Origin of the sequence: Schaalia odontolytica (assembly GCF_005696695.1) — a bacterium.
In the GTDB taxonomy this organism is placed as follows: domain Bacteria; phylum Actinomycetota; class Actinomycetes; order Actinomycetales; family Actinomycetaceae; genus Pauljensenia; species Pauljensenia odontolytica_C.
In genome coordinates, this window is the sequence record NZ_CP040006.1 from 1394887 (window position 1) to 1419287 (window position 24401).

General features: G+C 67.5%; 19 protein-coding genes. 10 read left to right on the top strand and 9 right to left on the bottom strand.

The window, feature by feature from the left end:
• Positions 1-49: 49 nt before the first annotated feature.
• From smc to FBF35_RS06185, 6 genes are all read right to left on the bottom strand, one after another.
• Complete coding sequence (gene smc, locus FBF35_RS06160) at positions 50-3625, bottom strand: chromosome segregation protein SMC (RefSeq protein WP_060567413.1); 3576 nt, start codon at positions 3623-3625, stop codon at positions 50-52.
• Positions 3626-3645: 20 nt separating this feature from the next.
• The gene (gene ndk, locus FBF35_RS06165; protein WP_003792595.1) at positions 3646-4116 is read right to left on the bottom strand and encodes a nucleoside-diphosphate kinase; all 471 of its coding nucleotides are present in this window, start codon (positions 4114-4116) and stop codon (positions 3646-3648) included.
• Positions 4113-4871, bottom strand: a complete 759-nt coding sequence (gene dhaM / locus FBF35_RS06170) for a dihydroxyacetone kinase phosphoryl donor subunit DhaM (RefSeq protein WP_060567414.1) — start codon at positions 4869-4871, stop codon at positions 4113-4115. The genes ndk and dhaM overlap by 4 nt, the downstream gene beginning before the upstream one ends.
• Positions 4868-5509, bottom strand: coding sequence for a dihydroxyacetone kinase subunit DhaL (gene dhaL / locus FBF35_RS06175; protein ID WP_060567415.1), 642 nt, complete (start codon positions 5507-5509; stop codon positions 4868-4870). The genes dhaM and dhaL overlap by 4 nt, the downstream gene beginning before the upstream one ends.
• A gap of 28 nt (positions 5510-5537) precedes the next feature.
• On the bottom strand, positions 5538-6530 hold the full coding sequence (dhaK, locus tag FBF35_RS06180) for a dihydroxyacetone kinase subunit DhaK (protein ID WP_060567416.1): 993 nt from the start codon (positions 6528-6530) through the stop codon (positions 5538-5540).
• Positions 6531-6649: 119 nt separating this feature from the next.
• Entirely contained in the window at positions 6650-8320 is a 1671-nt protein-coding gene (locus tag FBF35_RS06185) for a bifunctional folylpolyglutamate synthase/dihydrofolate synthase (RefSeq protein WP_060567417.1), read from the bottom strand.
• A 231-nt stretch (positions 8321-8551) separates the two neighbouring features.
• Here FBF35_RS06185 and FBF35_RS06190 point away from each other — a divergent pair, with 231 nt between their 5' ends.
• Together FBF35_RS06190 and FBF35_RS06195 are read left to right on the top strand one after the other, a co-directional pair.
• Positions 8552-8713, top strand: a complete 162-nt coding sequence (locus FBF35_RS06190) for a hypothetical protein (protein ID WP_241772579.1) — start codon at positions 8552-8554, stop codon at positions 8711-8713.
• Between the two features lie 73 nt (positions 8714-8786).
• Positions 8787-9275, top strand: coding sequence for a hypothetical protein (locus FBF35_RS06195; protein WP_241772580.1), 489 nt, complete (start codon positions 8787-8789; stop codon positions 9273-9275).
• A 144-nt stretch (positions 9276-9419) separates the two neighbouring features.
• Here the strand turns inward: FBF35_RS06195 and ileS are convergent, their stop codons facing one another.
• Entirely contained in the window at positions 9420-12695 is a 3276-nt protein-coding gene (gene ileS, locus FBF35_RS06200; protein WP_060567418.1) for an isoleucine--tRNA ligase, read from the bottom strand.
• A gap of 403 nt (positions 12696-13098) precedes the next feature.
• Here ileS and FBF35_RS06210 point away from each other — a divergent pair, with 403 nt between their 5' ends.
• The 7 genes from FBF35_RS06210 to FBF35_RS06240 all read left to right on the top strand — a co-directional run bounded on the left by FBF35_RS06210 (position 13099) and on the right by FBF35_RS06240 (position 21537).
• Positions 13099-14100, top strand: a complete 1002-nt coding sequence (locus FBF35_RS06210) for a permease (protein WP_060567419.1) — start codon at positions 13099-13101, stop codon at positions 14098-14100.
• Positions 14097-14960: a TIGR03943 family putative permease subunit gene (locus FBF35_RS06215; RefSeq protein WP_060567420.1), complete on the top strand. Its 864-nt coding sequence runs from the start codon at positions 14097-14099 to the stop codon at positions 14958-14960. Before FBF35_RS06210 ends, FBF35_RS06215 begins: the two co-directional genes overlap by 4 nt.
• Before the next feature lie 134 nt (positions 14961-15094).
• Positions 15095-16543 (top strand): sugar porter family MFS transporter, encoded by a 1449-nt coding sequence (locus FBF35_RS06220; RefSeq protein WP_187348938.1) that lies wholly within the window; start codon positions 15095-15097, stop codon positions 16541-16543.
• 40 nt (positions 16544-16583) lie between these two features.
• Positions 16584-18104 carry a sulfatase-like hydrolase/transferase gene (locus FBF35_RS06225; RefSeq protein ID WP_060567422.1) on the top strand — a complete coding sequence of 507 codons (1521 nt, stop codon included), beginning with the start codon at positions 16584-16586 and terminating at the stop codon, positions 18102-18104.
• Between the two features lie 156 nt (positions 18105-18260).
• Complete coding sequence (locus FBF35_RS06230) at positions 18261-19478, top strand: ROK family transcriptional regulator (protein ID WP_060567423.1); 1218 nt, start codon at positions 18261-18263, stop codon at positions 19476-19478.
• Positions 19475-20740 (top strand): anaerobic sulfatase maturase, encoded by a 1266-nt coding sequence (locus FBF35_RS06235; RefSeq protein ID WP_060567424.1) that lies wholly within the window; start codon positions 19475-19477, stop codon positions 20738-20740. The genes FBF35_RS06230 and FBF35_RS06235 overlap by 4 nt, the downstream gene beginning before the upstream one ends.
• Positions 20737-21537 carry a sulfite exporter TauE/SafE family protein gene (locus tag FBF35_RS06240; protein WP_138134116.1) on the top strand — a complete coding sequence of 267 codons (801 nt, stop codon included), beginning with the start codon at positions 20737-20739 and terminating at the stop codon, positions 21535-21537. Before FBF35_RS06235 ends, FBF35_RS06240 begins: the two co-directional genes overlap by 4 nt.
• A 41-nt stretch (positions 21538-21578) precedes the next feature.
• Here FBF35_RS06240 and FBF35_RS06245 read toward each other — a convergent pair whose 3' ends face one another.
• The gene (locus tag FBF35_RS06245) at positions 21579-22274 is read right to left on the bottom strand and encodes a hypothetical protein (RefSeq protein WP_060567426.1); all 696 of its coding nucleotides are present in this window, start codon (positions 22272-22274) and stop codon (positions 21579-21581) included.
• 199 nt (positions 22275-22473) lie between these two features.
• Here FBF35_RS06245 and FBF35_RS06250 point away from each other — a divergent pair, with 199 nt between their 5' ends.
• Complete coding sequence (locus tag FBF35_RS06250; protein ID WP_060567427.1) at positions 22474-23517, top strand: hypothetical protein; 1044 nt, start codon at positions 22474-22476, stop codon at positions 23515-23517.
• Between the two features lie 87 nt (positions 23518-23604).
• On the opposite strand, the gene FBF35_RS06255 is transcribed toward FBF35_RS06250, so the two are convergent.
• Positions 23605-24360, bottom strand: coding sequence for an SDR family oxidoreductase (locus FBF35_RS06255; RefSeq protein ID WP_060567428.1), 756 nt, complete (start codon positions 24358-24360; stop codon positions 23605-23607).
• Positions 24361-24401: the final 41 nt, after the last annotated feature.

Consider the following 24401-nt stretch of genomic DNA (forward strand, 5'->3'; position numbering starts at 1 on the left):
GGCTTCTGTATAACTGGCTCGTTTCCTTTTGCGTCCTTAATGAAGTTTCCTAGTCCGCGAAGCGCTGGGACACCACCGTCGTGACGCCGTCGCGCATCGTGACGCCGTAGAGGGCATCCGCGATCTCCATCGTGCGCTTCTGGTGCGTGATGACGATGAGCTGCGAGGTCTCCTGCAACTCCTTGAAAATCGCCAGCAGGCGCGTCAGGTTCATGTCGTCCAGGGCGGCCTCGACCTCGTCCATGACGTAGAACGGGGACGGGCGCGCCTTGAAGATCGCGACCAGGAACGCGATCGCGGCCAGGGAACGCTCGCCGCCCGACAGCAGGGACAGGCGCTTGACCTTCTTGCCCGCGGGGCGAGCCTCGATCTCGATGCCGGTCGAGAGCATGTCGTCCGGGTCGGTGAGCACCAGGTCGCCCTGGCCGCCCGGGAACAGCACGCCGAACACGTGCTCGAACTGCTCGCGCGTCTCGGCGAAGGCCGACGCGAAGGCCTCCTCCACCAGGCGATCCACGTCCTGCACGATGCGAAGCAGGTCCGCCTTCGAAGCTTTGAGGTCCTGGACCTGGTCCACCAGGAACTTGTGTCGCGAGGCCAGCGCCTCGTGCTCCTCGAGCGCCAGGGGGTTCACGCGCCCCAGCTTCTCCAAGTCCTTCTGTGCCTTGGCGAGCGCTCGTTCCTGCTCGGCGCGCACGTAGGCGCTCGGCTCGGCGGCTGCGGCCTTCTCAACCTGGTCGGGGTCGAGCGGCAGCATCGGCACCAGCATCTGCGGCCCGAACTCGGCGAGCAGCTGCTCGGGCTCGAGAGACAGTTCTTCGAGGGCGCGCCGTTGCAGATCCTCGACACGCAGGCGCGTCTGTTCGGCGGCTATCTGCCCCTGGTGGGCCGAGGCCGTGGCCTCCGACAGCTCGGCGCTCAGCCGGTCCAGGGCGCGGCGTGCGTCCGAGACCTCCTGGGAGACCTGGGAGCGTCGCTCACTCAGGCGGTCGCGCTCGGCGGCAGCCTGAGCCAGGGCGCGCTCGGCGGCCTCGAGGGCGACGCGGGCTGCGGCCTCCACGTCCGAGGCCGTGGCCAGCTCCGTCTTGCGCGCGGCCTCGCGCCGGGCGTAGCGGGCGCGCTCCTCGCGCTCGGCGGCGGCTGCTTGGCGCAGGGAGCGGGCGCGGGAGGCGGCGCGCCGCGATTGCTCTTCGAGGGCTCGCAGGCTCAGGCGCGCCTCGTTTTCGGCCTCGCGGGCCTCGCGTGCCGCCCGTGAGGCGGCATCCGCGCGGGCCTGGGCGTCTTCGAGGGACTCGGGCGGGCCGACGGTGTCGGCACCGTCGAGGCGTGCGCGCGCAGCCACGTCCTGCTCGCGGGCCCAGGTCACTTGCTCGTCGGCGCGGCGTGCCACATCGTGGGCGCGCTCTGCTTCGGCTCGGGCGGCCTGCGCGGCCGACTGGGCGCGGGCCAGCTCCTGGGCTTCCTTGGCGCGCTGCGCGTCTTCCTCGCGCAGGGCCTTCAGGGCGTCGTTTGCCTCGCGGATGCAGCGGTCCAGGTGGGCGTTTGCCTCGCTGAGCTGCTCGGAGACCTCGGCCATGCGGGCCCGAGCGGCCTCGGCCAGCGCGTAGGCCTCCTCGTAGTCTGCGCGCACGGAGAGCACGGAGGAGGCCTGGCGGCCACCCTCCACCGACCAGGAGCGCAGCACGTCGCCGCCCGACGTGACGACGGCGCGCACGCCTGGCATGTCCAGCACGTCAGCGGCGGCCTCAAGCGAGCACGCGACAACCCCGTCCAGCAGGGACGCGAGCGGAGCTGCGGCCCCCTCGCAGACGACGACGTCGGACAGCCACGTCGCACCCTCGGGCAGATCGGCACGGACGGCCCCGATGGTCCCCTCTGCGGGACCATCAGAAGGACCGGAAGAATCAGATGCCACGACCAACCGCAGCGAGCGCCCGGCCGCGCGGGCGGCGTCCAGCTCGCCCAGGCCTCGGGCGAGGGAGTCGACGACGACGGCGTCGGCGAAGGGAGCCAGCGCCGCGGCGACGGCGTCCTCGAAACCGGGGGTGACGTGCAGGAGGGGCGCGACCTGGCCGAGCACGCCGGGGCGTCCCAGCAGCTCGGCGGTGCCGTCCTCGGGGGCGAGCAGCTGCTCAAGCGCGTCGCGGCGCGCCTCCCAGCGCGCGCGGTCGGCCCGCGCCTCGCGTTCGATGCCGAGCAGCTCGTCCACGCGGGCACGCGCGGCGTCGCGGCGGGCGGAGGCCTCGGCGTGTGCGCGGGCCGCTCCCCCGCTGGCTTCTTCCTCGGACGAGGCCCCCTCAGCAACATCAACAGAGCCCACAGACGACGCGGGCACTGCCTTCTCGGCAGCCTCGGCGCGCTCCTGGGCCGCGCGGTAGGCGCCCCACGCGCGGTCGGCCTCGGCGATGGCGGCCTCTAAGCGAGACGCGGCCGTGGAGGCGTCGCCCGTCAGGCGCGCGACCTTCTCGCGGTGGTCGGCAATGACGCGGTTGACGCGGGCCAGCTCGCGCGACGCGGAATCGTCGGCATCCTCCGCGGCCTCGCGCGCACGAGTCGCGGACGTCAGTGCGGAGCGTGCGGCTTCGACCTGGCCGGCCAGGGCCGCATCCTCGGCGCCGGCGATGCGGGCGCGCTCGTCAAGCACGTCGGGGTCCTCGCCGCCCGGGGGCAGCTCGGGGGTCGCCCGCAGCGAGACCTTCTGGGTCGCAGCCATCAGCGTGCCGCGCAGGCGCTCGGTGATCGTGGTCAGCGCCTGCCAGTCGGAGGATGCCTGCTCGAGCGCCGGCGAGGAGGCACGCTCAGCGTCCTCCAGGCGCGCTAGCTCGGCGCGCGCGGCTGCAATCTGTTCCTCGAGCGAGGCCCGGCGGGCGGCGGCCGACTCGTCCGATGCCTCGAGCACGGATAGCTTCGACAGCGCAGACGCCAGGTCATCGGCGAGCAGGCGGGCCTTCGCGTCGCGCACGCGCGCCTGAATGAGGGACGCGCGACGAGCAACCCGCGCCTGGCGAGCCAGGGGCCCCAGCTGGCGGTGAATCTCGTTCGTCAGGTCCAGGACGCGCACGAGGTTCGCGTCCATGTCGGCCAGCTTCTTGAGCGCGCGCTCCTTGCGCCGGCGATGCTTGAGGACGCCCGCGGCCTCTTCGATGAATCCGCGACGCTCCTCGGGCGTAGAGGACAGAATCGCGTCGAGCTGCCCCTGGCCGACGATGACGTGCATCTGACGGCCCATGCCCGTGTCGGAGAGGAGCTCCTGCACGTCCAGCAGCCTCGCCGGAGTGCCGTTAATGGAGTATTCGGAGCCGCCCCCACGGAACAGGGTACGGCTGATCGTGACCTCGGAATACTCGATGTCGAGCAACCCGTCGGTGTTGTCAATCGTCAGGTCCACCTGGGCGCGCCCCAACGCCGCGCGCCCAGATGTCCCCGCGAAAATCACGTCCGCCATTTGCCCGCCGCGCAGCGCGCGGGCACCCTGCTCGCCCATGACCCAGGCGAGAGCGTCGACGACGTTGGATTTACCCGACCCGTTGGGGCCGACGACGCACGTGATGCCCGGTTGGAGGGCGAGCGTGGTCGCACTGGCGAAGGACTTAAAGCCCCGCAGCGTCAGGTTTTTGAGGTACACCCTTGCAGGTTAGCCGTGTCTCAGTAAATCTCCGGGAACCACAGGGAGATTTCGCGCGTTGCGTTGTCCACAGAGTCCGAGCCGTGGATCAGGTTCTCCATGTGGGGGCTGTTCCACGCGCGACCCAGGTCGCCGCGGATCGTGCCCGCGGGGGCCGTCGTCGGGTCGGTCGAGCCCATGAGGACGCGCATGCCCTCGACGACGCGCTGGCCTTCGACGATGATGGCGACGACCGGGCCGGAGCTCATGAACTCCAGGAGGCCCTCGAAGAAGGGCTTGTCCTTGTGGTCGGCGTAGTGCTCGGCGAGCAGCTCGCGGGAGGCGATCATGAGCTTGAGGCCCTTGATCGTGTAGCCCTTTGCCTCGATGCGGCGCAGGATCTCACCGGTCAGGCCGCGCGCGTAGCCGTCGGGCTTCACGACGATGAGGGTGTGCTCCAGGGTGGGGTCGAGAAGGTGCTGGGGCTCCAGCAGAACACTCTTAGCGCTCACGTTGTCTCCTTTGATTCTGGCGTTTGTGGTGTTGCGCTTTCCAGCATATCTGTCAGGGCCGCGACCGCCGCTGTGGCGTCTGCCCCATTGGCCTCGATATGGACGCTCTGACCTTGGGTAATACCCAGGGCCATGAGCTCCAGGACCGACCCACCGTCCGCCCCGTTGACGGTGACCTCGGCGTCGAAGGTGCCCGCCAGGCGCACGAAGGCGGCGGCGGGTCGCGCGTGCAGGCCGACGGGGTCTGCGACGACCGCATCCCCCTGCGCCCACGTCGACGAGGCCTGGGCCCCTCCCCCTGCCCCGCTGGGATTCGCGGGAGCGGGGCTGGGTGCCTCCTGGGCGGGCACGTCGTCCACGCGGGGGGCCAGGGCGGCTGCGACGTCGGCGACCTGGTCGAGGTCTTCGCCGAGCTGGGCCCGTACGGAGGAGGCGACGGCCCCTTCGACGAGGCAGGTGTCGACGAAGCGCACGCGTTCAGGCTCGTCGCTCATGTCGATGACGGATTCGACGGTCATCGTGGCCGAGCCGAGGTCGGTCAGGATGATGACGCCGCTTCCCTCACCGTCCACGGCAGCAAGGGCGGCCTCGAGGGCCGTCTCCACGAGGTCGTAGGAGGTGCCGATGCGGCCATCGTCCGTGCCCCCGGCGGCCTCGAAGTGCACGTCGGGGGCCATCTGGGCGGCCAGCTCGCAGACTCCGTTGGCCAGGGAGGCCGAGTGGGAGACGATGACGAAGGAGACGCGCACGCTCATGCCGCGCCGGCCTCGCCCGCTGCTCGCACGGCGGCGCGCAGGATGAGGGAGGTGGACACAGCACCCGGGTCGAGGTGTCCGATGGAGCGTTCGCCCAGGTAGGAGGCGCGTCCCTTCGTGGCCCGCATGGGTTCCGTCGCTGCGGCTCCGGCCTCTGCGGCGGTGGCGGCGGCCTCAAGGACGGCCACGGGATCGCTACCGGCCTCGGCGGCCGCGCGGGCGGCCTCAAGGGCCGGCGTCCACGCGTCCACCATGGTCTTTTCACCCGTGGTGGCCTTGCCTCGGGCCTGGATTCCGTCGAGCGCGCCCGCGATCACCGCTGCCACGCCCGCGCTGTCGAGCTCGCCGTCACCGGCGGCCTTCGATGCGCGCAGGAATGCCGTCCCGTACAGGGGCCCGGCGGCGCCGCCGACCGTGGACATGAGGGTCTTGGCGACCGTCTTGAGGACCTCGGCGATGCTGCCCGGCTGGGCTTGGCCGAGGGCCTCGACGGCGGCCTTGAATCCGCGGTCCATGTTTTCGCCGTGGTCGCCATCCCCGATGGCTCGGTCCAGGTCCACCAGGTAGTCGCGCTGCTCAGCGACCTGCGCCGCCGCCAGGTCGATCCACCGGCGTGCCCACGCTGCATCTAGGCTCATCGTGTTTCTCCTTGTCCTGCCTCGTTGCTTACTTCCAGGCGACCGTGTTCACGGGTGCGTCGAAGAGCTCGAGGAGCTCCTCGTCGGCGCGCATGAGGGTCACGGAGACGCCGGGCATCTCCAGGCTGGTGACGTAGTTGCCGACCATCTGGCGGGCGATCTCGATGCCATCCTTCTTGAGGAGGGCGGCAAGGGCGCGGAAGCAGATGTAGAGCTCGGAGACGGGGGTTCCGCCCATGCCGTTGACGAGGGCCACGACGCGCTGGCCTTCGGTGAGGCCGAGGTCTTCGCGCACGCGCTCGTAGAGTTCGGCAACGAGGCTGTCGGCGGTCTCCATGGCACCGCGGCGGTATCCGGGTTCGCCGTGGATGCCGATACCCAGCTCAATCTCGTCCTCGCCCAGGTCGAAGGAGGGCTTGCCGGCGTGGGGCACGGTGCAGGGGCCCAGGGCCAGGCCCATGGAACGGGTCTGGTCGTTGACCTTGGTCGCGATGCGGGTGACTTCCTCGAGGGAGTCGCCGCGCTCGGCGGCCGCGCCCGCGATCTTCTCCACGAAGATCGTTCCGGCGACGCCGCGACGCCCCGCCGTGTAGAGGGAGTCCTCGACGGCGACATCATCATTGACGACGACCGACGAGACCTTGATGTCCTCCATGTCGGCCAGCTCGGCAGCGGTCTCAAAGTTGAGGACGTCGCCCGTGTAGTTCTTGACGATATGCAGGACACCCGCGCCGTGGTCGGCAGCCTTCGTGGCCTCCAGGATCGGGTCGGGGGTGGGCGAGGTGAAGACCGCGCCGGGCACGGCCGCATCCAGCATGCCTTCACCGACGAAGCCCGCGTGCAGGGGCTCGTGTCCGGATCCACCACCGGAGACGAGGCCGACCTTGCCCTCAGCCTTGGGGGCGTGACGGGTCACGAAGTCGGGCGAGTAATGGACATCGACGAGGTCGGGGTGGGCCAGGGCGAAACCTTCGAGGGTTTCGCGGACGACGGCGTGGACGTCATTGACGAGCTTCTTCATGATGCCTCCTTGCACATTGCTCATCTGTACTTGTACGCGTGATCAATCGTGCCACCTTTGAGCACGAAATCCCAACCGTGGCGGCCGCCACGATGCGGCCGCTCTGGTTGGGTTCCATCCTAGCGGGGGCTGTGACCGGCGAGGGCCAGCATTTCCCCGGCCAGCATGACCGAGCCAAACACGAGAACTCCGCTGCGATCCGCAGGCTCAGCCCCGGCCTCGGCGATCTCGGCTGCACGATCGACCGCGTCAGCCAGCGACTCGCGCACGTCTACCCGGTCAGGACCGAAGACCTCCTCGGCAATCTCGGCCAGGCGCGCGATGTCAGCCGCGCGTTCGCCCGGCATCTGCGTGACGACGAGGTGATCGATGAAGGGTTCGACCTCGGACAGGACGCCCTCGACGTCCTTGTCCCCCATCGCCGCGTACACGCCCGCGATGCGCGCGAACCCAAAGGAGGATTCCACGGCCTCGCGCAGGGTGGCCGCACCCGCGGGGTTGTGCGCGGCGTCCACGATGATCGTGGGCGAATGACGCACGACCTGCATGCGTCCCGGGCTGGAGGCGTTCATGAGGCCCTGCTCGACGATGCGACCGTCCAGGCCGCGCCCACCCATGAAAGCCTCGACGGCGACGAGGGCCGCCGCCGCGTTGTGGGCCTGATACTGCCCGAACAGCGGGACGAACACGTCCTCGTAGACCGCGGAAGGCGTGCGGATCGTGACCATCTGGCCGCCGACCCCCATCTGACGATCCACGACCTCGAAGTCACGGCCCTCGACGCGGGCGATCGCGTCAACGGAGCGCGCCTGCTCGAGCAGGATGTCGAGGACTTCCTCCTCCTGAGCCATGATGACGACGACCTGGCCTGGCTTAATGATGCCCGCCTTTTCGCGCGCGATCTCCTCGATCGTGGAGCCGAGCCACTTCGTGTGATCCAGGGCGATCGGCGTGATGACGGAGACGCCGGAGTCGATGACGTTCGTGGCGTCCCAGCGCCCGCCCATGCCGACCTCGACGACGGCGGCGTCGACCGGGTAGTCGGCGAAGGCCGCGTACGCCATGATCGTGAACACCTCGAAGAAGGACAGCCGGGGGCCGCCCTCCTGCGAGCTGCGCTCGTCCACCATGCCGACGTAGGGCTCGATGTCCTCCCATGCGCGCACGAAGCCCTCGCGCGTGATCGGGTGGCCCTCCAGCGAGATGCGCTCGCGCACGTCGAGCAGATGCGGGCTCGTGAAGCGGCCCGTCTTCATGCCGAAAGCCGTGAGGAGCGAATCGATCATGCGCGACGTGGAGGTCTTGCCGTTCGTGCCCGTGATGTGGATCGACGGGTAGGAGTTCTGCGGGTCGCCCAGGATGTCCAAGGCGAGCTTCATGCGATCGAGCGTGGGGTCGATGTCGTGCTCGGGTGCGCGCGCGACGATGGACTGGTAGATCTCCTGCACGCGGGCATCCAGGGCGACGTCCTGCTCAGCCTTCGCGAGTGCGGCCTCGTGGGAGGCGCGCTCGTCGCGTGCCTCGGCGGCATCGTCGGCGAAGTCCTCGTCCACCTCGCCCTCGATCTCGGCGAGGACGGAGGGGTCGGGGCCCAGCAGCAGCGAGTGTTCGACGAGTGCGCGCAGCGCGGCCTCGCGTTCGCTCTCCTCGGCCTGAGGGTCGGTGCCCTCCCCCGCCTCGGTGTCCTCGACCTCGTCGGCCGCTTCCAGGTACGGGATCAGGTCGGCCGGGATGCCGCCCTGCTGATCCTCGTGGGTGGGGTCTTGCCCGAAGAACGATTCGCCTGCCATGTTTCCTCCGCTGCTCGCAGTGTCTTCGCTATTTTACCGGGCCGGGCGCGGCGGGCGGCTTGTTTCGCCGGTCACGGCGCGTTGTCGCGCACAGTCCGCGCGTCGTCATCGACGAGGCCGGGGCGGGGTTCCCCGAACCCCCACATTCGCCGCGGCGAGCCCGTCGTCACCGCGCCGGCGCAGACAGATAGGATGAAAGCCTTCACGATGATCTATTTCAGGAGGCGACACGTGGGTAAGTGGTTTGGTCAAGCCAGCGAAATCGAAGAGCTGAGCGCCGTCGAACTCCAGATGATCGCCGAGGGCAGGGTCCTCAACGCCGTCAAGGCCTACCGGGATCGCACCAGCGTCGGCCTGAAGACGGCAAAGGCGGCAATCGACGCGGCCCGCTGATCACCCGGGTATCTTTGATAAGATGCCGCACACAGCGCGGCATCGCGCATCGTGTCAACGCGAAGGAATCGACATGCTACTCGTTGGTCAACACGAGGAAGATGGCTGGATTCGCTCCACCTTTAACCTGACCTACCGCGTCGCGTGGGAGCAACTACTGCTTGCCGTATACGGGGCTTACCGGTATTTTTCCGATCCCGAGGTTCTGGTGGACGGCGAGCCCGTCGACATCGCCGACCCCACGGATATCCTCTCTATCGCCGAGGACCGCAACATCATGCTGCGGGGCATCTCGACGGTCATCACCGCGCCCCTGATGATCACCTTCTACAACCAGGTGCATTTCGTCAACGTGTCCGTGGGTGCCGTCAACGACGAGTTCCGCGACACCGACTACGAGAAGTTCAACAAGTCGATGTGCCAGCTCATGGACTCCATGGAGATCATGATGCACATGCCCGCACCCACCGTCGAGGAAAAGTCCTCCGGTGAGGACAGCGGCGCCGGCGAGGCCCAGCCCAGCGCGGCGGCAGAACCCGCAATCCCCCCGCCGCCCGCCTGATCCTCAGGAGCTCATGCTGTTGATACTCGCCCTGTCGCCGCGCGACAGGGCGAGTACTTGTGTCGCCCCGCAACGCGATCGCACCCCTCTACGCAGGCGGGCGGGCCGCGCTTTCGCGCAGCCCGCCCGTCTCAGCAACAGCACTCAGTGCTTGGCGACGCTCACCGCGAGCTTGTCGCCGGCCTCGACCTCAAGCGACAGAGCAAGGGTCTCGGCGGCGATCATGTCGCGCCAGGTCTCCACGTCGGCCACGTGATCGGAAGGCACCGTCAGCGACAGGTCGATGCGGTCCGCGATGTGCAGGCCGGCGTTCTTACGCTCGTCCTGAACGGCACGCACGACGTCGCGGGCGTAGCCCTCGGCCTCGAGCTCGGGGGTCAGCTCCGTATCGAGCACGACGAAGGTGCCCGACGCCAGAACGTCCGCGACCTGGCCCTCGGCGGCGTCCACGGAGGTGGACACGGAGAACATGTCGCCCGTGAGCACCAGCGGCGCCCCATCCAGCTCGACGGAGGCGAAACGGCACTCGCCGTCCACGACCTCCCACTCACCGGACTTCTGAGCCTTGAACAGCTGGCTCGTCAGCTTACGGACAGCCGGATCGAAGGCGCGCGGGTTCAGCGCCAGCTCGGTGCGGACGCTCAGGCCCGAGTCCTGCGGTGCAGAGAACACCACAGACTTCACGTTCACCTCGGAGGCGATCAGGTCCGCGAAGGGCTCCAGTGCAGCGAAGTTCTCCGACACGACCAGCAGCGAGGCCAGCGGCTGGCGCACGCGCAGCTGATGCGTCTTGCGCAGCGCGTGGGCTGCCGACACGATCGAACGAACCTCGTCCATCGCGGCGACCAGCTCGGGGGCGTCCACGGCCTCGTCAATGACGGGGAAGTCAACGAGGTGCACGGACTCGCCACCCGTCAGGCCGCGCCAGATCTCCTCGCTCAGCAGCGGCAGCAGGGGCGCCGCCAGCTCCATGAGCGTCACGAGAGCCGTGTACAGCGTGTCGAACGCGGCGCCGTCCTCGTCCCAGAAGCGCTGACGCTGGGTACGCACGTACCAGTTCGTCAGAACATCCAGGAAGTCGCGGATCGCCTCGCACGCGCCGGCCACGTCGTAGCCGTCGAGCGCGCCGCGCACATCCTCGGCGAGGGTGCGGGTGTGAGCCAGCAGGTAGCGATCCATCTGCGCCAGCGCGGCCACGGCCTCGGGCGAAGACAGATCGATGCGCTTGGCCTCGTAACCCTCGCCCTTGTTGCACGCACCCGCGTACAGCGTGAAGAAGTAGTACGTGTTCCAGATGGGCAGCAGCACCTGACGGACGGTGTCGCGGATCGACTCCTCCTTGACGATCAGGTTGCCGCCGCGCACGACCGGGCTCGACATGAGGAACCAACGCATCGCGTCGGAACCGTACTTGTTGAACACCTCGGCCACGTCCGGATAGTTACGCAGCGACTTACTCATCTTCAGGCCGTCGTCGCCCAGGACGATGCCGTGGGAAACGCAGGAGCGGAACGCCGGGCGATCGAAGAGCGCGGTCGCCAGGACGTGCAGCGTGTAGAACCAGCCGCGCGTCTGACCGATGTACTCGACGATGAAGTCGCCCGGGTAGTGGTTCTCGAACCACTCCTGGTTCTCAAACGGGTAGTGCACCTGCGCGAAGGGCATCGAGCCGGACTCGAACCAGCAGTCGAACACGTCGGAGATGCGACGCATCGTCGACTTGCCCGTCGGGTCGTCCGGGTTCGGGCGCGTCAGGGAGTCGATGAAGGGACGGTGGAAGTCCGTGACCTTCACGCCGAAGTCGGCCTCGAGCTCCGCGATGGAGCCGTAGACGTCGGTGCGCGGGTAGGCCGGATCGTCCGAGACCCACACGGGAATCGGCGCGCCCCAGAAGCGGTTACGCGAGATCGACCAGTCGCGGGCACCCTCCAGCCACTTGCCGAAGATGCCGTCCTTGGTGTGCGCGGGGGTCCAGGTGATCTCCTGGTTGAGCTCCACCATGCGGTCGCGGATCTCGGTGACGCGGACGAACCACGAGGACACGGCCTTGTACATGAGGGGCTTGCGGCAGCGCCAGCAGTGCGGGTACGAGTGCACGTAGGACTTCTCGCGCACCAGCACGGCGCGGATCGCGGGGGCACGGCGCGCGATCGGGCCACCCTGCTCGCGCAGGTCGGCGACCACGTAGCGGTTCGCGTCGAAGATCTGCATGCCCTCGTAGTCGCTCACCTCGGAGGTGAAGACGCCGCCCTCGTCGACGGGCAGAACGACGCCGATGCCGTACTCCATGCACGTCCACATGTCGTCCTCACCGAAGGCGGGGGCCTGGTGGACGAGGCCGGTGCCGTCCGTGGTCGTCACGTAGTCAGCGGCGATGATCGACCAGCCGTTGGGGCCGGGGGCAGCGCCTTCAGCGCGGCGCTCGGGGGTGTCGAAGTAGTCGTAGATCGGGTGGTAGTGGATGCCCACCAGCTCCGAGCCCTTGTAGGTGGCCACGACGGTGGGTTCCTCGCCGAGCTCCTTGGCGTAGGCGGGGATCAGGTCGGTGGCGATGAGGACGCGCTCGCCCGCGAGGACACCCTCGTGGTCGGCGGCAACCTCGACGAGGGAGTATTCGATCTCCGGGCCCACGGCGACGGCCGAGTTCGAGGGCAGCGTCCAGGGCGTGGTCGTCCAGATGAGGGCCAGCTCGGGGCGCGCCGAGTCTTCGCGCAGCTTCGTCTCGAGGCGCAGGCCCACCGTCACCGTGTTGTCGGTGCGGTCCTGGTACACATCGTCGTCCATCTTGAGCTCGTGATTGCTCAGAGGCGTGCGGTCGTTCCAGCAGTAGGGCAGGACGCGGTGGCCCTGGTAGGCCAGGCCCTTGTCGTAGAGCTGCTTGAACGCCCAGATCACGGACTCGGTGTAGGACATGTCGAGCGTCTTGTAGTCGTGCTCGAAGTCCACCCAGCGGGCCTGGCGGGTGACGTACTCTTCCCATTCCTTCGTGTAGCGCAGGACGGAAGAGCGGCAGGCGGCGTTGAACGCCTCGATGCCGACGCCACCCTCACGGGTGATCTCGGTGACGTCCTCGATGCCGAGCTGGCGCTGAGCCTCGAGCTCGGCGGGCAGGCCGTGCGTGTCCCAGCCGAAGCGGCGCTCGACGCGGTGGCCCTTCATGGTCTGGTAGCGGCCCACGACGTCCTTGACATAGCCGGTCAGGAGGTGACCGTAGTGGGGCAGGCCGTTGGCGAAAGGCGGGCCATCGTAGAACACGAACTCGTTGGAGCCATTCTCGCCGGCGTCGCGCATCTCAATGGACTTGCGGAAGGTGTCGTTGCTGGCCCAGAACGCCAGGGTGCCCTCTTCCATCGTGGGGAAGGAAGGGCTGGGGTCCACCTCGTCTTGCCGGTGGCGGGGGTAGAAGCCGTGCTTCGTCATGAGTGTCCTCGTCTCGCGCCTATACAGGGACGAGGACCGGCGTCGCCGGAACCCGCGGTACCACCCCGCTTGCCGTTCCCTCACCGGGCGCGGCCGCTTCGTTGGGGCTATGTCGGGCCCTCCCGTCCGGTTCTACTGGAGGGGACGAGGCCGTTGCCGGCTTTCGCGTTCCTCTTTCTTCCGGATGCTCCCCGGTGATACCCCGCTGAAGCGGGCCGGATCGTAGCGAAAAACCAGTGTAGCGAAGAAACTCCGGCGCGCCCACTGGGCGGAGCGTCTGTCTGCACACAGCGCACCTGTGAGCGCTCGTTGTTGCGTGCGTAGACGCCGGCCTGGTGGGCCGTGGTCGGCGAGTGTTCGGAGGGGCATGGGCCTCCTGTCCTAGAGTTGTGGGGTGAATGTAGTGGAGACGAAACGACCTGCGCGTCCCTGGGGTGCGCTTATCGGCGCGCTTGTGCTGGTGGCGCTGGTTGCCGTGTGGGCCATGCAGGGAACCCTGGCTGGATCGGGCCTGCCTGTTGGTCGCGCGGCGACGATAGCCGTGGGCATGACCCTGCAGGCGATTCCCTTCCTGCTTCTGGGCGTGTTCGTCGCAGAACTCATCGAGGCCTTCGTCTCCCCCGCCCTGATCGCGCGCGTTTTTCCGACGAACCCGGTGGCGTCCGTGTTGACCGCTCTCGTCGCTGCTTTCCTTCTTCCCGTGTGTGATTGTTCGGCGGTGCCGATCTTCCGTTCGCTGCTGCGCAAGGGCGTTCCCCTGTCGGCGGCGACCACTCTCATGCTGGCATCCCCCGCGATCAATCCCCTGGTGATCGCGTCAACGTATTACGCGTTCGGCTCGTGGGCGATTGTGGGTGCGCGTATCGGGCTGAGCATCACCGTCGCGCTGTCGGTGGGCCTGTCGATGCTGGCTTCTCCTCCGAGCGCCCTGCGCGAGGAAGCCCACGTCCACGACGGGGACTCGTGCGGATGCGACGGCGGCTGCGAGACGCCGGATCGCTCGTTCTCTGGCGTCCTTGGCGCGACCGGTCATTCTTTCGGGCGGATCCTGCCCTACCTGCTGGGCGGCGTGGCCGCCTCGACAGCAGCGCAGGTGTTCTGGCCGGTGTCTTCCCTGCTCGCGGGCCTGCCCGCTCCCAGCGCGCTGGCACTCATGATGGCGGCCGGCTTCGCCCTGTCGCTGTGCTCCTCGTCGGACGCGGTGATCGCGCGTTCGCTGGCCTCCCTCGCGCCGCAGGGCGCGCTCATGGGATTCATGGTCTACGGCCCGATGATGGACGTGAAGAACGTGGCACTGCTGTCCTCACAGTTCCGCGGCGCGTTCGTGCTTCGCCTGTTTGCGACCGTCACGTGCATCGCCGCCGCCGTCATTGGTGGCGCCTGGTGGATGGGGGTCCTCGCGTGAAGCTCATCGACCGCATTGCCCCCGTCCTCGAGTCGCTCTCTCTCGCATCCCTCGGCGGCGTGCTGCTGTGGCTCGCCATGTCTGGCCGCTACGCATCCTTTGTGCCCCCGTCGGCACGCTTGGGCATCATCGCGTCCAGCATCGGCTTGTTCGCCTGCGCGCTCGCACTCTCCGCGCGCATCGACGCCGGCGAACACAAGAGCACGGACAGAGCCACCTCCTACCGGGCCACGACGCGCAGCCTCGTCGCCCTCCTAGCTGCCGCCCTGCTCATCCTCCCCTTCCGCGTCTCTCCCTCCGAGCTGGCCGCGGGCGCGATTGGCGCACGCCCCACCTCTGGCGGATCCACCATCGACGCGGACACCGACGATTCGACCGAGGACACCCCCGGGGCATCCAACGACGCAGCAAACGGGGGCGCGAACCCCGCCACCGGCAGTGGCAGCCAGAACGCGGGCGCGGGGCAGGTCTCGTCGAGCGGGAAGCTGGAGCTGACGACCGACAACTTCTACTCCCAGGTGGAGGAGATGATCGCCAACGGACGCGCGCACGACGGTCAGCGCGTCGAGCTGACGGGCTTCGTCCTCAGTGCCGAGGCCGCGAGCGCCCAGGCTTCGATTCCGCGCGTGACGGATGAGGAGAGCTTTGCGGTGGCGCGCATGGCTATTTGGTGTTGTGCGGCGGATGCGTATCCGGTTGGTTTTGCGGTGCGGTGGGCTGGGCCTGCTCCTGCGGCGGATAGCTGGGTGCATGTGAGCGGTACGTTACGTGTGCGCGGTGGGAAGGCGCTGGTCATTGAGGCTGATTCGGTGACGCCGGCGGAGACGCCGAATCCGGAGTTCGTGGTTCAAACACGCTAAATACACACATTTTAGTGATCTAGTTCACCATGGCTGTTTATGTCCGTTACTTCGGACACAAAATTGCGCGCGTACGGTGAATGAAGCGCACACGGCAGGCGCGGGCGCATCACCACACCTTCAAGGATGAAGACATGTCATCGACAACCACACTCACACCCCGCGAGAAGCAAGCGAGGCGCTACGCAACGACTCTCGCTCTCATCGCCACCCTCGGCCCCTTCTTCTACGGATTCGAGGGCATGGTCCTCAACGCCGCCATCAAGGCCGTGGGATCCACCTTCGAGCTCGGCGCACTACTTCAGGGCGTTGCGGGCGCGGCAGGTGTCATCGGCGGCCTGATCGGCGCCCTCGCCGCGGGACGCATCTCCGACAAGATCGGCCGCAAGACCACTCTCATGTGGGTCGGTCCCTTCCTGCTTTTTGAGGCCCTCCTCGGCCCCATCTCTCCCCTCCTGGGTAGTCTCGGCTATCCCTTCCTGCTCCTGACCCGCATCGTTGGCGGTATCGGCTTCGGCGCGGCGACCACGGTTGCCCCCGGCTACGTCGCGGAGATTGCCCCCGCAGACATCCGCGGGCGTCTCATCGGTTTCCGCCAGCTCGCGATCATCCTGGGCCTGTTCTTCGCCGGCCTCATCAACACGGCGGTCGTCTCGATCACGGGCGGCGCCGCTAAGCCTGCGTTCGGCGGCCTCATGACCTGGCAGGTCCTCTTCGCCTGCCTCATCATCCCGGCCCTCCTCTTCGTCATCTTCACGGCGAAGATTCCCGAGTCTCCCCGCTACCTCGTCTCCGTGGGCCGCACCAAGGAGGCCGAGGAGATCCTAGCCAAGCTGTCCGGCGAGGAAGACCCCGCAGACCGCGTCGAAGCCATCGCCCAGTCCCTGACAATCACGGGCGGCGCGAAACTGTCGATCGGGCAGATCCTGTCCTCGCAGTGGCGCGGCCTCGTGTTTGTCGGCATGGCGATCGCCGCGTTCCAGCAGCTCACCGGCATCAACGGCGTCTTCTTCTACTCCAACTCCCTGTTCGCCGCCGTCGGCTTCACCGAGTCGATGGCCCTTGCCCAGACCCTGCTCATCACCGCCTTCAAGATCGTCGGCGTCCTGTCGGGCATCATGCTGGTGGACCGCGTGGGCCGCAAGCGCATGCTGATCTACGGCGGCACCCTCATCTTCGTGTCGCTGGGCATCGTGGCCACGGTCTTCACGGTCGCCCCCACCGTCGACGGCAAGCCGGACGTCGCAGACTCCCCCGTCCTGGCGTTCCTGGCGGTCGCGGCCTTGTGCACCTTCCTGCTCGGCTTCACCTCTTCGTGGGGCCCCATCTTCTCCATCGTCATGGGCGAGATGTTCCCCAACTCGATCCGTGGTGGCGCTATGTCGCTCGCATCGGGCGCCGACTTCCTCGTCAACTTCCTGGTTGTCCTCCTCTTCCCCTTCCTCATCGGCTGGTCACCCGCTGGCACCTACTGGATCTACTGCGCCTTCGGCGTCCTCGCGGTCATCTTCACGGCGAAATTCCTCACCGAGACCAGCGGCGCTGAGCTTGAGGACATGGACAAGGTCGTCACCCAGAAGTGAGCGCTCTCCCCTCCTATTTCAACGACGAAAAGGCACTGCAATGACTGATACGACTCGGGATATTCCCGACAACGTGCGCAACGTCCTGGTCATCATGACCGACCAGCATCGCACCGACACGATCGGCTGCCTGGGCAACCCCCATGCGCGCACCCCCGTCATCGATGCGATGGGCGAATCCGGATTTGCCTTCACCCACTGCTTCACCCCCACAGCTATCTGCACGCCGGCGCGCGCCTCGCTGCTCACCGGCAAGCGCCCAGGTAAGCACCAGGTGCTGGCCAACCCCGAGTGGAATATCGCCTACCAGGTCTCGATCCCCGAGGGAACGTGGACATACACGCAGGAGCTGCGCGACGCCGGTTACAACGTCGGCATCGTCGGTAAGTACCACTGCGGCTACAACCTGCCCGACAAGTTCGGCGCGGACGACGACACCTACTGGGGTGCCGAAAATCCCGTGGCTAACGAGAAGTACGTCGCCTGGCTCGAGGCCAACAACCTCCCGCCGGTGCGCGCGCACGACCTGTGGCGAGGCAAGCTGCCCGGCGGGCGCGACGGCCACATCATCGCCGCGCGCCTCGATCAGCCCGAGGAGGCCACCTTCGAGCGCTTCCTGGCGGACCGCGCGATCGAGAAGCTGCGTGAGTACGCGGCCGACTGGAAGGACTCGAAGCAGCCCTTCTGCCTCGACGTGCACTTCTTCGGCCCCCACCTGCCCTACTTCCTGCCGGACGAGTGGTTCGACCTCATCGATCCAGACGACGTCGAGCTGCCGGAAAACTTCGGCGACTCCCTCATCGGCAAGCCCCCAATCCAGGAGAACTACGCGACCTACTGGTCCACGTCCTCGTTCACGAACGAGCAGTGGAAGAAGCTCATCGCGGTCTACTGGGGATACACGGCCATGATTGACTTCGAGATCGGGCGCATCATGGACGTGGCGCGCGAACTGGGCATCCTGGACGACACGGCGGTCTTCTTCTGCGCGGACCACGGTGAGTTCACGGGTTCACACCGCCTCAACGACAAGGGCCCGATGATGTACGACGACATCTACAACGTTCCCTTCATCGCCCACATCCCCGGCGTCTCGACCGTGGGCCGCTCCGACGCGTTCGTCTCCCTCATCGACCTGCCGGCCACGGTGCTCGACATCGCGGGCCTGGACACCTCGCTCGTGGAGGATGGCCGCTCGATCGTGGACCTGACGCGCGGCGAGGACGTCGAAGGCTGGCGCGAGGACATCGTGTGCGAGTTCCACGGCCACCACTTTCCCCTCCAGCAGCGCATGCTGCGCACGCGGGACTTCAAGCTCGTCATCAACCCCGAGTCGATCAACGAGCTCTACGACCTGCGCCTGGATCCGGCGGAGATGAACAACGTGTACACCGTGCCCGTCTACGACGAGATCCGCAGGGAACTGGCGACAAACCTGTACCTGCAGCTACGCGAGCGCGGGGACCACTCCTTCGCCAAGTGGATGGCGGCGATGACAGACTTTGACATCCCGCTGGTGAACACGGCTCGCTCCGACCTCGACGAGGTCACGAGCGACTAACCCCCGGCCTCGGCGGTGGGAGGACTGACGCGCCCCCGCCGCCGAGGCGAACTCGCGCCCTGCACACCCCTCACAGTGACGCGTATCATAGAAACTGTCAACGAGGCCGGAGTGCCCCGAGCGGATGCCAACGATGAAGCGCCGGGAAGGAGAGGCATGCACTACCCCACGCGCAGACCTCTGCCCACCCTCGAAGACCGCATCGTCGCCCACCTGGCCAAAGCCCCCGCGACGCGCTCCCAGCTATGCGAGGCGCTCGACACCTCGCGCACGAACCTGGGGCGCGCGCTCACCACCCTCCTCGACGAGGGTTCAGTGACTCCGGTGCGCACGAACGCCCCCGGACGAGGCCGGCCCACCCAACTCCTCACCCTCAACTCCTCGGCGGTACACTGCGTCGGCCTGAACGTCACGCGCACGTCATGCGCGGGCGTCATGCTCTCGCGCAACGGCACCGTCCTGGCAGCCGTCCACATCGTCTCCCCCACCTCCCCTTCCCTCCAGCTCTCTCTCGAACAGACCTGCGAGGCCCTGGCCGCGAGCGCGGCCCGTCAGGGGATCGACACCTCGACGGTGCGCGCGGTGGGCGTGGGGGTTCCCATTCCAATGGGGCGTAACGCCAGGCTCTCCTCGGACGCGTACCCGACCATGGAGGAGCTCAGCAAGCTCACGCGTCGCTGGTGGGATCCACTCCCGGTCGTCGACAACACCGTGCGCATGGCGGCACTGGCGGAGGCCTTGTGGGGCGCGGGCGCGGACATGTCCTCGTTCATCTATCTGCGCCTGTCAGGAGGCGTGGGCGGCTGCGTCGTCTCCGATTTTCGCCTGGTTGGTGGGGCGGGCGGCCTGGCCGGGGAACTGGGACACATGACGGTGGGGACCAATGAGTCACCCTGCGCCTGCGGCAAGCGTGGGTGCCTCGAGACGCTGGCCTCCGTCCCGGCGCTGTGTGAGCGCGCGGGCGTTGCCGATATTGCTCAGCTGCGAGCCGCCGTCCTCTCGGGTGACACACATGCGCGCGAGGCCTTGGAGCAGGCGGCGCAGGCCGTCGGCTATGTCCTTGGCTCGGCCGCGCTCCTCATTAACCCGAGGGCCATCATCGTTGCCGGCGAAATCGTCGACGCGTTCCCCTCCCTGCGATCCGACATAGCGGCCTCCATGTACGGGGAGCTCCTTCCCGTCATGGAGTGGGACATCGACGTCGTGGGAGCGTCGCTGGGGCCCCTGGGCGCTGCTCAGGCCAGTGCGTATATCGCCGCCCACCCTTTTGAGGAGGACACCCCGGCTGCCCACTGCCCCGAGGAAGGCTCACCCCAGCGGGAGGGGCCGGCCTCGTCGATGAGGGCGAGCATCGTTCGAAGGGAGCGGCCGTGACGCGCCCAATCCCCTTCTCCGTCGTCACCAAACCGACGGGAGCAGCCTGCAACCTGGACTGTCAGTATTGCTTTTTCCTGTCCAAGGAGCTGCTCTACGATGCGGCGGCGCAGACCATGTCCGAGCAGACTTTGGAGCGTTACGTCGAGGCATTCCTGGAGTCGAGCCCCGACGGCGAGGTCACGATGCTGTGGCAGGGCGGGGAGCCGACCCTGCGTGGCCTGGCCTTTTTTAAGCGCCTCGTGGAGCTGTGTGAGCGCTACCGTCGCCCCACCCAGCGCGTGCATCATGCCCTGCAGACGAACGGCACGCTGGTGACCGACGAGTGGGCGCAATTTTTCGCCGACCACGGCTTCCTCGTGGGGGTCTCCATTGACGGGCCCGCTCCCCTGCACGACGCCTACCGGCTCAACCGTGGCAGGCGCGGCACCCACGCGATGGTTGTGCGCGGCTGGGAGGCGCTCGCCCGCGCGGGCGTGGAGACGAACATCCTGTGCACGGTCAACGCCGCGAACGAGGAGCACGGGGAGCGGGTGTACCGCTACTTCCGCGACGATCTGGGGGCCCGATACCTGCAGTTCATCCCGATCGTCGAGCGCGTGCGCGCCGCGGACCTGGCCCAGGCCGAGCGCGGCTGGCGTTCCGGAACATCGGCGCTCCTGTACCGCCAGGACGGGGACTGCGTCACCAGCCGTTCCACGTCCCCCGCCTCCTACGGGCGCTTCCTGTGCGAGGTGTTCGACCAGTGGCTGGCCACCGACGTCGGCGATGTCTTCATTCAGGACGTGGATTCAACTCTGTCGGCCATGTTTGGCTCGGCCACGGTGTGCGTGCACGCACCCCAGTGCGGGGCGAACATGGCGATGGAATTCAACGGGGACGTCTACGCCTGCGATCACTGGGTGGAGCCGGATTGGTTGGTCGGCTCGATCAACTCCTCGTCCTTCACGCAGCTGGCGGCCTCGGACAAGATGCGAGACTTCGCGCGTCTCAAGCCCGACCTGGACAACGAGTGCCGCGCATGCCCGCACCTGCGGCTCTGCTGGGGCGGGTGCCCGAAAGACCGTTTCGTGCGCCGGGGTGAGTCCACGCATAACTACCTGTGCGAGGGCTACCGGGCGTTCTACGAGCATGCCACCCCGGCCCTGCGCGCCATGGGCATGCTGATCGCGGCGGGCAGGCCGGCCTCGGACATCATGGACCCCGCGGTCTCTACCTCCCTCGGACTATCTCTCACCACATCCATCCGGACTGACCAATGATCATTGAAGCGCTCCTCATCGGCGCATTCGTCGGCATCGTCGTCGGCTCACTCGGCGCGGGAGGCGGCATCTTGTCGGTGCGGATCCTCGTCTACATTCTTGGGCAGGATCCTCACCAGGCGACGGGCCTATCCCTGATCATCGTGGGGCTGACGGCCGCAGTCTCGCTGGCAACTCGTGCTCGCAGCGGGAACGTCGCGTGGCGCGAAGGCTCTCTCTTCGCCCTGGTGGGCCTGGCGGGCACGTGGGCGGGTTCGGCTCTCGGCCCGCTCGTCTCGGCGCGCACCCTCATGCTCTCCTTCTGCGCTCTCCTAGCAGCGGTCGCGGTGTTCATGGTGCGCTCGCAGCTGCGCCCATCTGCTTCGCCTTCGCCGAACGAGGCCGGGGATAGCAACGTCGACAAGGGCTCCTGGACGCTCGGGACCGTGTCCCGGGTGGTCGCGCTGGCGACGCTGACGGGTTTCCTCACGGGATTCTTCGGCGTCGGCGGAGGCTTCGCGATCGTGCCCGCGCTGCACCTGGCGCTGCGATACCCGATGAAGCGGGCCTCCGCGACATCCCTGCTGGTCATGGTCATCACCGCCGCCTTCGGGCTGGCGTCGCGCACGGCCGCCGGAACCCTGACGATCACCGCCGAGGCCGGGGTCATGGTCGCACTCTTCGCCGCAGCATCGATGGGAGGCGGCATCGTGGGAGCCAGGCTCACCAAGAGAGTCTCGAACCGGGCTCTCGGCCTTGTCTTCGCCGCACTTCTGGTGTGTGTGGCCGTCTCGACCCTGGCCGCCACACTCACATAAAAGGCGCGCGAGACTGATGTCGTCTCGCGCGCCCTCAGCGCTCAGCTGGCGGTCGAACCCTCGCTCTGGGTGGAGGTGTCCGCACTGCCCTGGCTTCCAGACTTGCTACCGGGGCCTCGGCCACCCTCCGGAGGACGGCCCGGGCGTGTGCTGCCGGTGTCTCCCCGCTGCGAGCCCGGGCCCTGCTGCTGGCCACTTCCGGGACCCTGCTGGCTGCCAGGTCCCTGCTGATGGCCGTTACCCGGGCCCTGCTGGCTGCCAGGCCCCTGCTGCTGACCACCGGGCCCGAAATCACCCTCCTCGTCGCCGTAGCCCTGGTCGTTGTAACCGTCCTCGTAGCCTTGCTCGTAAAAGTCCCGTCCATCGCCCATGACGGCCGCATGCGTGATGATGCCCGCGCCGAAGCCGACGGACAGCAGTGCGACTGCCGCCCCGGCGATAGCTGCGCGCTTACCCCACGAGGTCTTCGTCGATGCGGGCCTGGCCGCAGCGGGGCTCGCTGCCACGGCCTCGTCGCCTGCCTGATCCTCGGCAGCAGACCCCGCGACAGACTCCAGGGGCGTGCCGGCGAACGCGTTGCCGCTTTCCTCCTGCGCGACAGTAGGCAGCTGCGCCGTTTGCGCCTGGGACACGTGGGTGGGTAGCACTTCGGTCTGATCCGAGGCCTGCGGCTCCGACTGGGGCAGGATCGAGGTGCGCTCGGTGTCACCCGCCAGGTTCTTGTTGTCGTCCGCCATGGGGACGCTCCTTTCTGCTGATGTGTGCATCATTGCTTCGCAGATTAGGGACGACAACTAAGCGGACGTTATGGCGAAACTGTGAAAACACTATGAAATAACAGGTGTTGCACATCACCTTTTGGAGCTTGATTTATTTGTCAGCTCACAACTATCCTGCAACGTTCGACACCCGCCGATCACGCTCAAGAGGTGCCACATGTCCATCAAACCCCTCCCCACGATCCTGTTTGCCACGGCGACCGCACTTGCTCTCACCGCCTGCGGGTCGGCCTCGACCCCCTCCAGTCCCACCGCGAGCGCCGAGGCCTCGTCCGCGGCTGCGGCAGACCCGTCGACCGCGCCCCTGCGGGGGATCGTCATCGCGTCCACGGAATACAATTCCGACAACACGACCGACACGATCACGGCGTACGACCCCGCGACGGGCGAGGTGACGGCGACGCGCACATTCACCGTCCCGAGCGAGTACACGACGTACACGGGCGGGGCTTGCGTCCGCGAGCACTGCTATTCCCCCGACTTCGAGCGCGTCCTCGCAATCGACACTTCCGGAGGCAACGAGCGCGTCGCGGTCGCGTCCTCCGACGGCTCCTTCACGCTCCTCAATGATCTGATCCCCGTACCGCAAGGGTCCCGCTCGTACTCCAATTCGTACGCCAAGTTCGGGCCCGACGGTTCCATCTACGTCGCGCACGAAGACAAGCCCGACGACGGGGACTTCGTCGGGACCCTCTACCGCTTCGCCTCCGAGACTGAGGCACCCGAGGCTGTTCCCACCACCTTCACGGTCTCGAACACGCAGGACTTCCAGATTCTGCCCGATTCCACTCCCATCGCGATCGGCTACTACGCGTGGGCGGCCAACAAAGATGGCGTCGGATGCTACGGGGCACTCGCCGTCACCCCGGATGGGACGTGCCTGACCGTGGACAAGGACGCCGTGTACTCCAAGAAGGGAAAGCCTCTCTCACAGACGACGGAGTCCGACAAGTCCCTGCGCATCGAAGAGTGGACGAAGGTGAACCTGCCGAACCTCGACGGTACCCATGAGATCGTCAAGACCCTGCGAGTGAGCCCCGACGGCACGCGCATGGCGCTCTTGGCTCCATTCAAAAAGCTCGAAGACGACATTAGCTTCCAGCTCTACTCCGCGCCCGTTGGCGGAGGCGAGGCCACACAGCTGACAAAGGCCACGGACATCGCCGGTAGCAAACACATCATCCTCGCCTGGAGCGAGTGACACAGACCCGAGGCCGGGACCGCGACGCGCACCCCATCGCGCGTGCGGCCCCGGCCTCGTTCCATGCATACGACCGGCGCAGCGGTATTACTCTCCGCTGGTATCCCTAGCGACGAGGGTGTTCGTCGCCTGAGCCACCGGGCGCACGATCATCGAATCGATGTTGACGTGGGACGGGCGCTCCAGGGTCCACACGATCGCCTCCGCGACATCTTCGGCCACAAGAGGGGCAGAAACGCCCTCATAGACGCGGTCAGCGGCTTCCTGGGAGCCGAGCCGGTTGAGCGAAAACTCCTCGGTGCGCACCATGCCGGGGGCAATCTCGATGACGCGCACGGGCTCGCCCACCAGCTCCTGACGCAGCGTGTTGGCGATGATGCGCTCGGCGTGCTTGGCAGCCACGTATCCGCCGCCTCCCGGGTAGGTGTCGTGCGCCGCGGTCGAGGTCAGGAACACGAGGTCTCCCCCGCGCTCGCGCATTCCGGGCAGGAACGCACGCGAGCAGTGCAGGGCGGTGAGCACGTTGCGTTCGAACATCGCGCTCCACCGGGCGGGATCCCCCTCGGCGACCCGGTCCACGCCGATCGCTCCGCCGGCGTTGTTGACGACCGCATCCACGGGGCCACCCTCCAGGACATGCGCGGCCATCTCCTTCACCTGGGCCTCATCGGTCAGGTCGGCCGCCCAGTACTCGCAGCCAATCTGCTCGGCGAGGGCCTCGAGGCGCTCGCGGCGCCGGGCTACGGCGACGACCCTCCACCCCCGCTTCGCCAACAGGCGGGCGGTGGCCTGCCCGATTCCGGTGGATGCTCCAGTGACGACGACGCGGCGAGAAGTGTTCATGGCTCAACAGTAATATCCCCGGGTACGCACCGTCGCGTGCG

Coding starts and splice junctions, on each gene's coding strand:
- dhaM (WP_060567414.1), bottom strand. CDS start 4,871: ATGAGCGTGCGCGTCTCCTTCGTCATCGTCTCCCACTCGGCCTCCCTG.
- dhaL (WP_060567415.1), bottom strand. CDS start 5,509: ATGAGCCTAGATGCAGCGTGGGCACGCCGGTGGATCGACCTGGCGGCG.
- dhaK (WP_060567416.1), bottom strand. CDS start 6,530: ATGAAGAAGCTCGTCAATGACGTCCACGCCGTCGTCCGCGAAACCCTC.
- FBF35_RS06185 (WP_060567417.1), bottom strand. CDS start 8,320: ATGGCAGGCGAATCGTTCTTCGGGCAAGACCCCACCCACGAGGATCAG.
- FBF35_RS06195 (WP_241772580.1), top strand. CDS start 8,787: ATGCTACTCGTTGGTCAACACGAGGAAGATGGCTGGATTCGCTCCACC.
- ileS (WP_060567418.1), bottom strand. CDS start 12,695: ATGACGAAGCACGGCTTCTACCCCCGCCACCGGCAAGACGAGGTGGAC.
- FBF35_RS06220 (WP_187348938.1), top strand. CDS start 15,095: ATGTCATCGACAACCACACTCACACCCCGCGAGAAGCAAGCGAGGCGC.
- FBF35_RS06225 (WP_060567422.1), top strand. CDS start 16,584: ATGACTGATACGACTCGGGATATTCCCGACAACGTGCGCAACGTCCTG.
- FBF35_RS06230 (WP_060567423.1), top strand. CDS start 18,261: ATGCACTACCCCACGCGCAGACCTCTGCCCACCCTCGAAGACCGCATC.
- FBF35_RS06240 (WP_138134116.1), top strand. CDS start 20,737: ATGATCATTGAAGCGCTCCTCATCGGCGCATTCGTCGGCATCGTCGTC.
- FBF35_RS06245 (WP_060567426.1), bottom strand. CDS start 22,274: ATGGCGGACGACAACAAGAACCTGGCGGGTGACACCGAGCGCACCTCG.
- FBF35_RS06250 (WP_060567427.1), top strand. CDS start 22,474: ATGTCCATCAAACCCCTCCCCACGATCCTGTTTGCCACGGCGACCGCA.
- FBF35_RS06255 (WP_060567428.1), bottom strand. CDS start 24,360: ATGAACACTTCTCGCCGCGTCGTCGTCACTGGAGCATCCACCGGAATC.